General features: G+C 35.9%; 20 protein-coding genes. All 20 read left to right on the top strand.

Going from position 1 to position 13,683, the window contains the following annotated elements; all coding sequences use genetic code 11:
• Positions 1-11: 11 nt before the first annotated feature.
• Positions 12-332, top strand: coding sequence for a hypothetical protein (locus MKY29_RS18375; RefSeq protein ID WP_340880484.1), 321 nt, complete (start codon positions 12-14; stop codon positions 330-332).
• On the top strand, positions 329-886 hold the full coding sequence (locus MKY29_RS18370; RefSeq protein WP_340880483.1) for a phage tail protein: 558 nt from the start codon (positions 329-331) through the stop codon (positions 884-886). The genes MKY29_RS18375 and MKY29_RS18370 overlap by 4 nt, the downstream gene beginning before the upstream one ends.
• A gap of 3 nt (positions 887-889) precedes the next feature.
• Entirely contained in the window at positions 890-1,357 is a 468-nt protein-coding gene (locus tag MKY29_RS18365; RefSeq protein ID WP_340880482.1) for a hypothetical protein, read from the top strand.
• Positions 1,354-1,692: a hypothetical protein gene (locus tag MKY29_RS18360; protein WP_340880480.1), complete on the top strand. Its 339-nt coding sequence runs from the start codon at positions 1,354-1,356 to the stop codon at positions 1,690-1,692. Before MKY29_RS18365 ends, MKY29_RS18360 begins: the two co-directional genes overlap by 4 nt.
• Complete coding sequence (locus tag MKY29_RS18355; RefSeq protein WP_340880479.1) at positions 1,682-3,136, top strand: phage tail sheath family protein; 1,455 nt, start codon at positions 1,682-1,684, stop codon at positions 3,134-3,136. Before MKY29_RS18360 ends, MKY29_RS18355 begins: the two co-directional genes overlap by 11 nt.
• Positions 3,137-3,138: 2 nt before the next feature.
• Complete coding sequence (locus MKY29_RS18350) at positions 3,139-3,657, top strand: phage major tail tube protein (RefSeq protein WP_340880478.1); 519 nt, start codon at positions 3,139-3,141, stop codon at positions 3,655-3,657.
• 18 nt (positions 3,658-3,675) lie between these two features.
• Complete coding sequence (locus MKY29_RS18345; RefSeq protein WP_340880477.1) at positions 3,676-3,975, top strand: hypothetical protein; 300 nt, start codon at positions 3,676-3,678, stop codon at positions 3,973-3,975.
• A gap of 175 nt (positions 3,976-4,150) precedes the next feature.
• A complete protein-coding gene (locus MKY29_RS18340; protein WP_340880476.1) occupies positions 4,151-6,745 on the top strand; it encodes a phage tail tape measure protein in 2,595 nt (864 codons plus the stop codon).
• Positions 6,746-6,758: 13 nt separating this feature from the next.
• Complete coding sequence (locus MKY29_RS18335) at positions 6,759-6,962, top strand: tail protein X (protein WP_340880474.1); 204 nt, start codon at positions 6,759-6,761, stop codon at positions 6,960-6,962.
• A gap of 4 nt (positions 6,963-6,966) precedes the next feature.
• Positions 6,967-7,986: a phage late control D family protein gene (locus tag MKY29_RS18330; protein WP_340880473.1), complete on the top strand. Its 1,020-nt coding sequence runs from the start codon at positions 6,967-6,969 to the stop codon at positions 7,984-7,986.
• Entirely contained in the window at positions 7,986-8,420 is a 435-nt protein-coding gene (locus MKY29_RS18325) for a hypothetical protein (protein ID WP_340880472.1), read from the top strand. The genes MKY29_RS18330 and MKY29_RS18325 overlap by 1 nt, the downstream gene beginning before the upstream one ends.
• An 8-nt stretch (positions 8,421-8,428) precedes the next feature.
• Entirely contained in the window at positions 8,429-8,827 is a 399-nt protein-coding gene (locus tag MKY29_RS18320) for a phage tail protein (protein ID WP_340880471.1), read from the top strand.
• On the top strand, positions 8,828-9,136 hold the full coding sequence (locus tag MKY29_RS18315; RefSeq protein ID WP_340880470.1) for a hypothetical protein: 309 nt from the start codon (positions 8,828-8,830) through the stop codon (positions 9,134-9,136).
• A complete protein-coding gene (locus MKY29_RS18310; protein WP_340880469.1) occupies positions 9,123-10,256 on the top strand; it encodes a baseplate assembly protein in 1,134 nt (377 codons plus the stop codon). The genes MKY29_RS18315 and MKY29_RS18310 overlap by 14 nt, the downstream gene beginning before the upstream one ends.
• The gene (locus MKY29_RS18305; protein WP_340880468.1) at positions 10,249-10,920 is read left to right on the top strand and encodes a phage tail protein I; all 672 of its coding nucleotides are present in this window, start codon (positions 10,249-10,251) and stop codon (positions 10,918-10,920) included. Before MKY29_RS18310 ends, MKY29_RS18305 begins: the two co-directional genes overlap by 8 nt.
• Positions 10,921-11,220, top strand: a complete 300-nt coding sequence (locus tag MKY29_RS18300; protein ID WP_340880467.1) for a hypothetical protein — start codon at positions 10,921-10,923, stop codon at positions 11,218-11,220.
• Positions 11,221-11,817, top strand: coding sequence for a hypothetical protein (locus tag MKY29_RS18295; protein ID WP_340880466.1), 597 nt, complete (start codon positions 11,221-11,223; stop codon positions 11,815-11,817).
• Positions 11,818-13,185: a hypothetical protein gene (locus tag MKY29_RS18290; RefSeq protein ID WP_340880465.1), complete on the top strand. Its 1,368-nt coding sequence runs from the start codon at positions 11,818-11,820 to the stop codon at positions 13,183-13,185.
• Entirely contained in the window at positions 13,185-13,376 is a 192-nt protein-coding gene (locus MKY29_RS18285; protein WP_340844854.1) for a hypothetical protein, read from the top strand. The genes MKY29_RS18290 and MKY29_RS18285 overlap by 1 nt, the downstream gene beginning before the upstream one ends.
• Positions 13,376-13,510 carry a CD1375 family protein gene (locus tag MKY29_RS18280; protein WP_340844853.1) on the top strand — a complete coding sequence of 45 codons (135 nt, stop codon included), beginning with the start codon at positions 13,376-13,378 and terminating at the stop codon, positions 13,508-13,510. The genes MKY29_RS18285 and MKY29_RS18280 overlap by 1 nt, the downstream gene beginning before the upstream one ends.
• Positions 13,511-13,683 lie beyond the last annotated feature (173 nt).

The following is a 13,683-nucleotide window of genomic DNA, read 5'->3' as shown; positions in this document are numbered from 1 at the left end:
GGGGTATTTATATGCCTAGTTTTAAAGATTTCACTGAATCAGATTTGGATTCAGTTTTTTTTAATCCAAATGAATTTGGTATTCCTATATTAATTGAGGATGAATTAGTAGTAGTTGTAATGGATGATGAAAAGATGGTTGAACGAAAGTTATTTAAAGGTGCAGAGGGGTTCCATACTGAGGAACTCCTTTTTTATGTTAAAAAAAATGCACTATCATTTTATCCCCGACCTGATAATTTAGTGGTATTTGACAATGTCGACTGGAAGATAACAGACGTCCAAGAAGACGTAGGTTTACTTACTGTGTCTGGTGAGCGGGTGAGCGGATGAATTTTAATGTAGTGATTAACGAAAATCAAGTGAATGAGATACAAAACAGACTTGGCCAGTTCAAAAAAAAGACTCCCAATGTGGTGGCAAGTGCACTTAATAGAGGCATGTCGAACATGCAAGCAAATATTAAAAGAGAAGTGCGCAAAGAGTACCACATAAAAGCAGGAGATATTGATGTAACACTACAAAAAAATAGAGCAAACAAAGGCAATTTAAGTGCCAGCGTTGCTTCTATTGGCGGTGTTATTCCATTAGATAAATTTAAAGTCAGTCCTAAGTCAATTAACCCAAAAAGAAAATCGACAATTAGTGTAGCAGTTAGAAAAGATGGAACAAAGAAATTTAAAGGTGCATTTATGACAGATATAAATGGACCAAAGCTATTTATTCGAGTAAAAAAAACAAGGCTACCAATCGAGCGCTTATTCGGTCCATCTATTCCTCAGATGATTGGAAGAGAAGATATTGTTCAACGTATACAGCTTGAGGGGCAAGAAACATTTGATAGACGATTAGATTACGAAATAGATCGTATTCTTGGGAGGGCTTGATAAATGATCCCTATAAAACTGCAAGGTGCATTAAAGAGACGAATTGAAGAAGTATTATCGGGTATGAAACTACCATCTCAAGAAGGAGATACTAAGGAAATTCAGGTATTTGAGCAACATATACCAAGAAAAACCAAATCATCCTCTAGAAATAGTGAGGAAACTAATTATCCGTGCGTCGTAGTTTACATTGATGAAGGTGAAAATGGGGAAGTAAAAGTGCTGTTGATTGTGGCGGTTCATGATAGTGCATCTGACAACCAAGGATACCGAGATGTATTTAACATCATTGATAAAGTACACAGTGATTTACTGAAAAACCCTGAAATTGACAGAACATTTGAGTTAAAACCAGAATCACTAAAGTGGTTTTACAACGATCAAGACAACTATCCATATTACTTTGGGTGGATAGAAACAATTTTTGAGATACCACGCTCTTTGCGTGAAGATGTGGAGGCTATGATATGAGTGAAGTAAAAGAACAATTGGTAGAAGTAAAGAAATCATCATCATCTAAGAATTCAGGCGTTAAAGCAACGTCTACAAATGAAAATTTAAAAAAACAACTAATTTACTTTGGCCCATCACTAAAAAACTTGCAACAATTTCAAGTTTTTAAAGGTGAATTACCTGAACATGTAAAGAAATATATCAATGTACAGCCTATCCTTCAAAACTTATTTATTGAACCAAAGGAACTTCCTATAGTTCAAAGAAATATTGGCGTCAAAGGCACTAAAGAGCACCAGCTATATAGCCTTGCTTTAAGTGTAACGAAAGGAGGAATTGTAAATGCCCTATAATCATGGTATCTCAATATTAGAGAATCCAACATCTATTGAACAACCAGTAGAAACATTGTCTGCTGTGCAGGTGGTTTTTGGAACTGCACCAGTAAACTTAGCGGCAGATTCAACTTCTAAGGTAGATAAACCAATCTTATTAAGGTCATTAGAGGAAGCAAAAAAACATTTTGGATATTCTAATGACTTTAAAAAATTCACTCTTTGTGAAGCAATGTTTGTGAACTTTGAGGTATTAAAAGTTTCTCCACTCGTCTTTGTAAACGTTCTAGATCCTAAAATTCACAAAAAAAATGTGTCGGATGCAAGTATCACTATCACTAATAAAACAGGTGTTATTAATCAAGAAGGGATTATCTTAGACTCATTAGTAGTTAAAGATAGTACTGGGGTCACTACTTATGTAAAGAACACAGATTACATTGCTGGATTTAATAATGATGGAAAAGTAGTTATCTCCATTCTGTCAAACACTACTGTTATAAGTTCAGTAAAAGTAGATTATGATCAATTAGATCCATCGATGGTTAAAGAGTCAGAAATAATTGGCGGTTATGATGCAACGGATAATTCATATAGCGGGCTAGAGTTAACAAAAACAATTTTCCCCACTTTGAATGTTGTACCAAATATTTTATTAGCGCCAGGTTATTCGCATATACCAGAAGTTGCAGCAGTCTTAGTTGCTAAGTCGTATAAAATTAATGGATGTTTCAACGCTACTAACGTTATAGATCTATCTGGAAAAACAAAAGAAGAAGCGTTGACTTTTAAAGAAGATAATCATTTTGTAGACAAGTCTTCTATCTCTTGCTGGCCAAAAGTGAAGATAGGAAAAAAAGTAATAAATTACAGTACGGTAGTGGCCTCTGCATACGCAAGACGTAACGCAGATGATGACGGTATATCCTATCGGTCCGCATCCAATATGAAGGTACCTATTAGTAGTATGGTGAACGAAGATGGGAATGAAGTATTCCTAGATCAAGTAGAAGCAAATGTGTTAAACGCAAAAGGTGTGGTAACAGCAATAAATATGAGAGGATGGAGAATTTGGGGAAACAATACGGCAATGTTTGACGCAGACATTCCAATTATTGCAGATCCTAAAGATCGCTTTATTCCAGTTCGTCGTATGTTTGACTGGTGGGGTAATTCATTCATTCAAAACTTCTTTGATAGCTTAGATGGACCAATTAGTTATCGTTTAATAGAAAGTATTGTAGATTCAGAGAATATTAGATCCAATGGATTTCAAGCTTCTGGTGTTATTGCTGGTGCGAAGATTGAGTTCCGTACTATAGATAATCCAATTAACAATATTTTAAGCGGGAAAATACAATTCATTCAAAAAGTAGGATTCTTTGCTCCTGCAGAAGAGATTGTTAATGTCTTAGAGTTTGATCCAACTATTTTAGAAGCAAGTCTAACAGGGGGTGAATAAGAATGAGTAACGTAATTCCAGAAAAAGTTGTGAATTATAATGTGTATAATGACATAGAAAAAATGGTAGGCGTTGCAGGAGAAGTCACATTACCTGATTTTGAATCACTAACAGAAACAATTAGTGGTGCCGGAATTGCAGGAGAATATGAATCTCCGACACCAGGACATTTTGGTTCTCAAGAAATTGAAATCCAATTTAGAACACTTTCCGATACCTCTTTCAATTTAATGAATAATGCAGGGAAGTCGATTGTATTACGAGCAGCCCAACAAAGTACTGACATGGCACAAGGGAAAGTCAGTAGAAGACCTTTAAAAATTACTTTTAGAGGCATCCCGAAAGGCTTATCGTTAGGGAAAATAGGGGTAGGAACACCTACGGAAACCACTAACAAAATGGAAGTGCTCTATATCAAGGTTGAAGAAAGCGGTAAAGTTTTGCTTGAATTCGATAAATTAAACTTTATTTGCATTATTAATGGGGAAGACATACTAGCAGAAGTTAGAAATGCTATCTAACTAAGAGGAGGAAATATTTTGAAGCAAACATCAAACGAGTTTTTAGTGAATTTTAAAAATCCCTTTACTTTCGAAGGGAAAGAATATAAGAATGTGGACATTTCAGGGATAACGAAATTAACAACAGGGGACCTAATTGAAGCTGACGCTTTATTTGGACAAACTGGGCAATTCGCTGTAATGAATGAAATGACAACAGGATATGCTTGTATTGTGGCAGCGCAAGCCTCCGATAAACCAGTAGAGTTCTTTCAACAGTTACCAGCTGTTGAGGGTGTAAAACTTAAACGTATAGTAATGGGTTTTTTCAACAGTTAGGATTCATTGAGTTAAAGGGTAATAAATATATAAAACAAGTAGACGGACAGACACTTCGTAAAGTGTGTGTCCGTCTTTCTTTATCTACATTTACAAGTATTGAGTACTTTGAAAAATTAAGACCAGATGATTTAAGAAATGTCATTGATGAAATTGGGGAGGTGAATAAACCTAAATGAGTCAAAGAAATTATGAAATTGCTTTTGAACTGGGTGCAAGAGTCAATTCATCTATGCGTTCCGCCTTCTCAAATGCCAGTAACAGTGTAAATGACTTAAATAGTAACTCTAGAAATCTTAATAACAGTACAGGAAGACTAAGTAAAGGGTTCACCGCTTTAAGAGGTCCTATCTTAGCAGTGGCAGCCGGGGCAACATCTTTGGTAGCTGGAATGAGTGCCGCATTAAAAAGTTCTAGTGAATTTGCAGACGCTATGGGGTTGATTGAGGCCCGTACAGACGAAAGCATTGTAAATATGGCGGAAATTAAAAAGATTTCTAAGAATCTTTATCAAAAAAATATGGGTGAAGATTGGGCAGATCTCGGGAGTGCGATATCTAGTGTGCAAAGCGTAACAAAGCTATCCGGAAAAGAACTAGAGAGAGCGTCTCAAAATGCAATTCTATATCGTGATGTATTTGGCGAAGATATCAATCAGTCTGTTAAAGCAAGTGATACAATGATGCGAAACTTTGGCATAACAGCAGATCAAGCTTACAATCTATTGGCCCAAGGAGCTAAAAAGGGGTTAAACAAATCTGACGAATTGATCGATAGTGCAAATGAATATTCCCCATACTTTTCAAAGCTTGGATTTTCTGCGGATCAAATGTTTAGTACATTTAGTGCTGGTTTAGAAAATGGAGCTTTTAATTTAGACAAAGTAGGAGATGCGGTAAAAGAGTTTAATATTCGTGCTAAGGATGGTTCTAAAACATCTGCTGCCGCATTTAAAGCTTTAGGCATGAATTCTGATGCTATGATGCAAACATTCGCTAGAGGTGGACCTAAAGCTCAAGAATCATTTCAAAAAGTAGTACAAGCAATATCTTCAATGAAAGATCCAGTGAAAAAAAATGAAACTGGTGTAGCTCTTTTCGGAACTCAATTTGAAGATTTAGAAGCCGATGTCATTGCAGCGATGGGGACAGTGAAAAATCAATTTGATATGACTAAAGAGAGTATGGAAGCGTTAGCTATCACTAAGATTGACACACTACCGGAAGTATTCAAGGCAGTAGGAAGAACAATAGACATTCATTTGATACAACCACTGGGCAATAAGTTAATGCCGACGTTTCGTAAGGCTGTAAAAGGTATACAGAGTTCTATGCCAGTCGTTCAAAAAACAATGAAAAGTGTATCAGGGAAATCAATTGAGTATTTCGGGAAAATCTCATCCAAAGTAAATGAATTAAAGGATTTCTTTGCCCCTGCCTTTCAAGCTATAAAAGGTATTGTACTCCCTATTTTATTGGATGCAGTAAATTTTATTATTGATATATGGTCTCAAATTAAAGTTTTTTGGGATAAAAATGGAGCTGAAATAATACAAGCAGTTAAAAACGTTTTTTCTTTCATTATAAAAGTAGTTCAAGTTTTAGCACCAGTTGTACTATTTATTATTAAATCACTCTGGAATAACGTTAAAGGGGTAATTCAAGGTGGGTTAAATATTATTTTAGGACTCGTCAAAGTATTTTCTTCATTATTTACAGGGAATTGGTCGGGTATTTGGGAAGGTGTTAAAAAAATTCTTGGAGGAGCTGTTCAGTTCCTATGGAATTTATGGAATTTAATGATGGTAGGAAAGCTAGTTAAAAGTGTAGGAACCATGGTGAAAGGAATCGTAGCATTCTTTAAAGGACTTGGGCCCAAAATCGCTACCAATGTCCAGTATTATTACCATACGTTTATGGATGGATTCTATAAAATTGGTACCGGTATATTTAAAACAATCTGGAACGCAATTACTTCCATTGTAGGTGTGGCAAGGTCGGGTGTTAGTAGATTCATAACCATTTTTCAAACTGCAAGAACATATGGTGTAAACATCTTCATGTCCTTGGTCTCTGCTATTCGAAATTTATTTGCTAGCATAATAGGTTCTATCGGCACGACATTATCTACCGTAATTAGCGGAGCTGTTACAAGAATAAGTGGATTTATTGGCACTATCAAAGGATTCATGAGTGGTTTATTAGGCTCTATTAAAACTATATTTACAAATATACAAATAGCTATGCTTTCCCCTTTCAATGCTCTTAGAGGATTGGTGACGTCTGTGACTAGCTCTGTTAGTGGGCTTGTTAGTGGTTTATTTACTGGAGTACAAGCTACTGGTCGCGGAGCAATAAATGCTTTAATTATGAGCGCCAATGCCATGATCGGTGGAATTAATAAATTAAAGGTGAATGTACCTGAATGGGTACCTGAAATCGGTGGTAATTCTATAGGGTTTAGTATACCTAATATTCCTATGCTTGCTAAAGGTGGAGTGACTACTGGAGCTACGCTAGCGATGATAGGTGAGGGAAAAGAGCAGGAAGCAGTTCTTCCACTTTCTAAACTAAATGCGTTACTTGGTATATCTAAATCTAGCGGCCCTAATGGTGGAGGAAATCAAATTCATTACAATCCACAATACATCATACAAGGTAACGCTTCCCAAAGTGATATTGAACAAGTTCAACAAAAAGGTTTTCAAGATTTCAAACGCTTTGCTAAAGATTTAGATGCAGAACGCAAACGATTGAGTTTTAATCCGTAAATGAGGTGATGTAATGCCATATACAACTGTACAAGGTGATATGTGGGATTCAATTTCAAAAAGTGTGTACGGTAGCGAGTTTCACACAGATATTTTAATAAAAGCTAATTCCCAATATGTATCTACCTTAATATTTTCTTCAGGGATTGTATTAAACACACCATTAGTGGAGGCAGCAACTCAATTTGCTGATTTGCCACCATGGAAGCGAGGTTGAATAAATGCTAGCACGGAGAGCATATGTGGAGGTGTTTTATCAAGGGATAGATATAACCACTACTTTATCGAAAGACCTACTTTCATTTAATTATACAGACAATGCTAGCGGTGAAGCTGATAGCATTGATATCTCTATAAATGATGCAAGACGAAAATGGATAGAAAAGTGGAACTTTGAGCAAGGGGACACTCTAAAGGCTAATATAGTCACTATAAATTGGAGGAAGGAAGGCGAAACAAAACGTCTTCCTTGTGGATTATTTATGGTAGATGAACCAGAGTATAGTGGAAGACCATCTGTTATAACTTTAAAAGGCATATCTACTCCCGCCAATAGCAACTTCATGCATACTAAACGTAGTAAAGCATGGAAAAACATCACAATTAAAGCGTTAGCAAAAGAAATTGCAAATCGATATGGTTTGCAGTTATTTTTTGATAGCAAAACAAATCCAACGCTAAAAAAGGTAGAACAATCGGAGTCCCCAGATGCAGCATTCTTTCAACAAGTATGTGAGGATGAAGGATTTGCTTTTAAAGTAACAGATCAACAGATAATCGTCTTTAATGAAAAGGATTATGAGTCAAAAAAAACGATTGCCACTTTCCACGAAAGTGGTAGCACGGTACTTAATTATTCCTTTAAACCAACCATGACTGATACTGGTTACGCAGGAGTTAGCCTAAGATATTATGATTCTAAAAAGACAAAACTAATCGAATATCTATATGCCATTAGAGAGATTGACCCAAAGAAAGACAAGGTTTATAAATTAAATCGAAGAGTAGCGAATGAAGAAGAAGCAATTAGACTTGCTCGAAGTACTCTTCGAAAGAAAAATAAAAAACAGGTTACAGCGACGTTGGAACTAGTGGGAGATACGCGTATTCTTGCGTCTTCCACAATAGAGTTAGTTGGATTTGGTGTTTTTAGTGGTAAGTACTATGTAGATAAGGCTTCTCACAGTTTATCAGGATATAAAACTACACTAGAAGTCCATAAAGTGTTAGGAGGGTACTAATGAATGAACTCGATAATTTAATTAGAGTAGGAGAAGTAGATGGGATCAATGAGCACGAAGGAACTGTTCGTGTAACATTTCCAGATAGAGATGACATGGTGGCAGAAGACTTGGCATTATTCAGCTCTGAGCAATGGTTTCCACAAATTAAAGAAAGTGTAGTGTGTTTGTTTTTACCTAACGGATTGCAGCAAGGTTTTTGTTTAGGACCATATTTTAATAATGAAAATCCTCCACCTATTCCGAATAAAAATAAGTTTGTAAAGAAATTCAATGATGGTTTAACGTTAGAATATGATCTAAAAAATAATAAACTTACTATTAGTGCAGAAAATCCAGTGACTATTAACAGTAGTATTACTAGTAATGGAAATGTCACTATTAATGGTAATCTTACCGTCTCTGGAACAATTTCTGGCACTATATCGAATTAGGTGATCACATGATTGGGTACTTTGGAAATGTAAAATTCGTTTCAAATAGTAAAAAAATACTTACTTTTAGTGATATGAAATATGATTCTACCGTGCGAAATGAAAAACACGGGGTAATCGGAAGGAAACCAATAAAAGAATATATTGGGCCAGAATTAGATACCGTTTCATTTACGATTCTTTTATCTGCAGCAAACGGAGTTAAACCACGTACAGAATTAGAGGTTTGGCATAGGATGAAGCACCGTCAAGAAGCCCGTCTATTAGTAATAGGCGGAAAGATATTAGGAACGGATAAATGGACTGTAGAGAGTGTTTCTAGCTCTTGGGATATTATATGGAATAAAGGGGAGCTTTACAGTTGTAAAGTGGATATCACTCTCGAAGAATATATTGAGGTGTTTTAAATGATAGATATTAACAGTGTAAATGTGCTATTAGATCAAGACGCCCCTATGAGCAAGGAAATTATAAGGAATGCTAAGGTTATTTTAACCACCTTTGAAGGGGAAGTTCCATACGACAGAAGTTTTGGAATGATTCCAGAAATACTAGATTTACCTATTCCAGAGGCTCGTGAATTATATACCGTTGAGTGTATAACGAAGTTAAGAAAGTTTGAGCCAAGGGCAACAGTCCAAAATGTAAACTTTGTGGTTGATGATGATACAGGAATATTGTATCCAAAGGTGGTGTTATCGTATGAATCTGAATGATTTACCAGACGTAACATTTGTGGAAACAAATCCAGAAGTGATTTTATCAGAAATAGTTAAGGATTATGAAAATGCGTATTTTGATTCTACCGGTATTCGTAAAGTGTTACAACCTGGTGATCCAGTACGCATTTTTTTATACACACAAGCGTTAAGAGAAATCCAATTAAGACATCTAGTAAATGATACAGCGAAACAAAATTTAGTTAAATATGCACGGGGTGATGCATTGGAGCACTTGGGTAGCTCCACTAGAACTCCAAGACTAGGAGAAAAATCGGCTGTTACTAGAATGAAACTAAGTTTTTCTAAAAACGATATGACTAATCGGATTATTCCTGCTTTCACTAGATTTTCGACCCCAAGTAATGTGGTTTTTAGAACCAAGATAGATTATGTACTACCTGCCGGCAAAGACGAGTTAATAATTAGTGTGGAGTGCGAAGAGGTGGGGGAAATCGGCAATAGATTCTTGCCGGGATCAATTAATATAATAGTAGATCCACTGCCTTTCATGGTGGATGCAGTAAATATAGACGAAACCCAAGGTGGCGTTGATGCAGAAGATGACGAAAAATACCGTGAACGTGTTTATCTTGCCCCTGAAAAACTTAGTATAGCTGGACCAGAAGGGGCTTATATTTATCACGCATTATCTTATAACCCTTTGATTAGTGATATTAAAGTGTTGAGTCCTAAAGGGACAGGTATAGTTAATATCTATGTCATACTAAATGGCGGAATTATACCTTCCGAAGAATTTCTCGTTGAGTTTGAGAAATATTTTTCAAAAGATATTAGACCCTTAACCGATTACGTACAAGCTCATTCACCGACGGTGGTTGAATACGACGCTCAAGTAACTTATTATATCTCAACTAGTGAGCGAGAAGTAATGGAAGTCCATAACCAAATAGAAGAAGCATTTCAGCAATTCTTATATTGGCAAAAAACAAAAATTGGAAGAGATATAAACCCTTCCGAATTGGTCCACAAATTGAGAATGGCCGGAGCTAAAAGAGTAGAAGTAACACTGCCAACCCATACAATTATAGCAGATACCGAAATAGCTAAGGATCGATTGGTGAACTTAGTTTTTGGAGGGATGGAAAATGATTAATATAAAGGAATCTAGACTGTATGATTTATTGCCGACAAACCTACGAGATGATAAAGACATAGTTGCTGCAGCTCTCGCTATAGATAAGTCTACAAACTCTATCAATTCATTAATTGAAAAGCTAAATTTTAGATCGAATCCAGAAATACAAGATGACTATATATTAGATGCATTAGCTGCAGATATGCATGTCGATTACTATGATAAAAGTTTTTCACCTGAAATCAAACGAAAAATTATAGACAATTCAATGATACTTCACACGTTAAAAGGAACCCCTGGATCAGTTGAAAGGGCTCTAGCAACGGTAAACCTTGATGGTGTTATTCAGGAATGGTGGGAGTACGATGGCGATCCATATCATTTTCAAGTTGAAATTGAACCGTTTACCACTATTAACTTTCAACAAGTAAATAAGTTAATAAATGAGTATAAAAATCTTCGCTCATGGTTTGATGGATTTATAATTTCTTTTAGAGAAACTATAATTTTAAGTCAAAAAACTTATCACTTTGAGGTTCCGTATCAAATTTGTAATACCTTCGAAACTGACGAAATCAGTGGGATGAATGTTAATGGCAATTTGACACTCGAGTCACTTGTTTACGAATTCGATGTTGGATATTTAAGTTGTAACAACTTCTACACCGGGGAGGTATTTTAAATGGGCGTACAACAGATTTTAATTGAACAAACAATCAACTACATTGATTCAATAGTACATTCAGCAAAGCTAGTTATAGATGGAATGGAAGTTTCAAAAAATATCTATAAAACAGTAAAAAACGGTGCCGAATTAAAGAAATACGTGTATTTGGAAAATGAAACCGGAACTATTACAAAAGCATCTCTTATTGATGCAAATGGTCGTGAATTAGTCACGAGAGAAGCGCAGTTTGAGAAAGGTGCAGATGGTTTTATGATTGTCTTTCCATTCACACTGAAAGTAGAGGAGGGTATTTAATTGCCAATAGATTTTATGAAAAATCCATATGCACCTACGGATTGGGAAGATAGAATTGTAGATCCTACCATCCCTGTGGGTCAACTTGGTCACCTATTGCAAGAAGGTACACGATTTAATGCGAAGCGTGCAAATAACATTGAACAAGGTATTTGGTTGTCATTTGAGCAACATCGTCAAATGTATTCAATAGTTCGACGAATGCAAGTTCAATTGGAGTTAGAAGGTCGTTACCCAGGCAACTCTGGAACATTCGCTGATACGCTTGATGGAACACTAAATAAACTGGTTCTGTTAGATGCATCTACCGATGTAATAGAGGCAGCGGTAATTGGAGCAACAACATTAAAACTTGCAAGCGTTACAGGTTTTGAGACATTCAAGCAGTACACAATATTTGATGGTACTAATGTAGAAGTTGTAATGGTTCAATCGATTGATACAAATGCAAAAACTATTACAGTGACAGCTTTAGTAAATGGTTATGTCAAAGGCTCTAAGCTGGTCAGATCTAATGCGTTATTGGATGAATTAAATAATAGATTAGAAGTTGGATCTTGGAATCTATACGATCTATCAGTTAGTGAGGTGATATAGTTGGTTAGATATTTATATAGCAAATACAATTTAAAGGACATTCACATTGAAAAATTACTTAGCGGTCCAAGATATATAACGCGAGAAGGTGCTAATGCCGCTGGTAGAGTGTCATATTTTCTTGATCCTGATACCGGGATATATACTCCTACTGGAGAACAAAGAACGGTCGGATTACATAAATCCGAACCGATCTATGTGAACGATCAATTTGGAGGTCTAGGAAATAAAGGTTTAATAAGTTATGCCGGAACTGGTACCAGTCTTGTTGAGTTTGTGTATAGTACAGATATAGTAAAAGGTCGAGGATCTTTAGTTCAATCTAATATTGCTGCAGAAGATGGATCATATCCCAATGACGGTATGCATACAGATGGATTTTGGTATGTAAGAGGTGGATTAGCAAATTCAAATCCTATTGTTACTCTAAATACCAGTGACAATAGAACATTGTACGAAAACGACACAATATCGATTGATGGAAGCGCAAATGACATAGATGCTGGAAACGTTATTGCTGTTAGATATTCCTTGAATGGAGGAACTGCAAGAGCTATAGCAACTGCAATATCAGCAGGAGTGGCAATTCCATTTTCTAAAGTATTGCAAGTTAAAAACAGTAAGTTTATGGATGGAAATACTGTCCTATTAGAAAATCTTGTTGAAGGACAGGCTAATACATTGCGAGTATGGGCATCGGATGACCAAGGTGGTGTTTCTGCTGAACAGATTCGTACATTCTATGTGACTCCTAATCGTCCACCATCTTTAGTAATTGATACTTTCACACAAAAAGTTGGATTAATAGATTCTGACCATATTACAATCACTGGTAGTGTAACAGATCCTGAAGGCGGAAATATTGTGGTCAAATACCAAATCGGTGAAGTCAATCCTGTTCAAGTACATGATGGACCAGGTGGAACATTTACTTTCGATATTCCTTTAACAAATTTGAAAGATGGTGAGAATTCCATCATTCTACTTGCTACAGACAGTCTCAATTTCACCTCTCAAAAAACGTTGAAAGTTAATAAAGCAGTTAGCAAAACGGAGCTTTTACAAAGTGTAAGACGATATAAAGCATTGCCCCCAAAAGGCAGTGCAAAAAACGTGATTATTTGGGTTCAAAGAGATATCAACCTATCACTTACTGCCGAAGCATCGATGGTGATGAAAAACGAAGCAGAAAACTTTGTGGAAATGACAAAGACCAACTCTGCACCAGTCACCAATACGATCATGGAAGATGAATTTACTATTAGTTCAGATGTGCCTAAAGATGATATCGTATTCCAATTTAATATGACTCGCAGCTCTATTGATTCAACTGAATCTATCCATTTAATTTCGGGAGGGTTTGAATAATGAAGATACGTAGACGTTTGCCGGATGGATCTTTCGGTGAGTTGGAACAAGTATTTCCACCTACTGCAGACCCTTTATTGGTTTCTGCATTTGAAGCAATTGCAATGCAGAACGAAATGTTTATGGCTCAACAAGCTGAAATGGAGTTAATGAAAGAAGAAATTAAAATATTGAAAGGAGGCGTTGAGTAATGGTATTGCAATATATGATTCCTGTATATGGTTTTCTTGTGAAAGCAGGTAGTCGAGAAATTGAAAATCTTCCGGAACAATATCAATTGCCGGTTGCGGAATATTTAGCTTCACAAGTAGAAACAGAGAAGTAATAGAATGACCAATTTAACGCAACATTAGTTAGCGTTATTTTTATTGCTATTTATTATATAATTGAGCGCTGATTAAAGCGCTCATCGTAATATCATTTAACAAAATAAATGATAAACCTAAAAGTATTCTCACATTCAGGGCAAGTACCAATACAATCATAATCTAAGTAATG

This window comes from Psychrobacillus sp. FSL K6-2365 (assembly GCF_038003165.1).
GTDB lineage: Bacteria > Bacillota > Bacilli > Bacillales_A > Planococcaceae > Psychrobacillus > Psychrobacillus psychrodurans.
The sequence above is the reverse complement of the archived record's forward strand: the minus strand, read 5'-3'. Positions and strand labels throughout refer to the sequence as shown.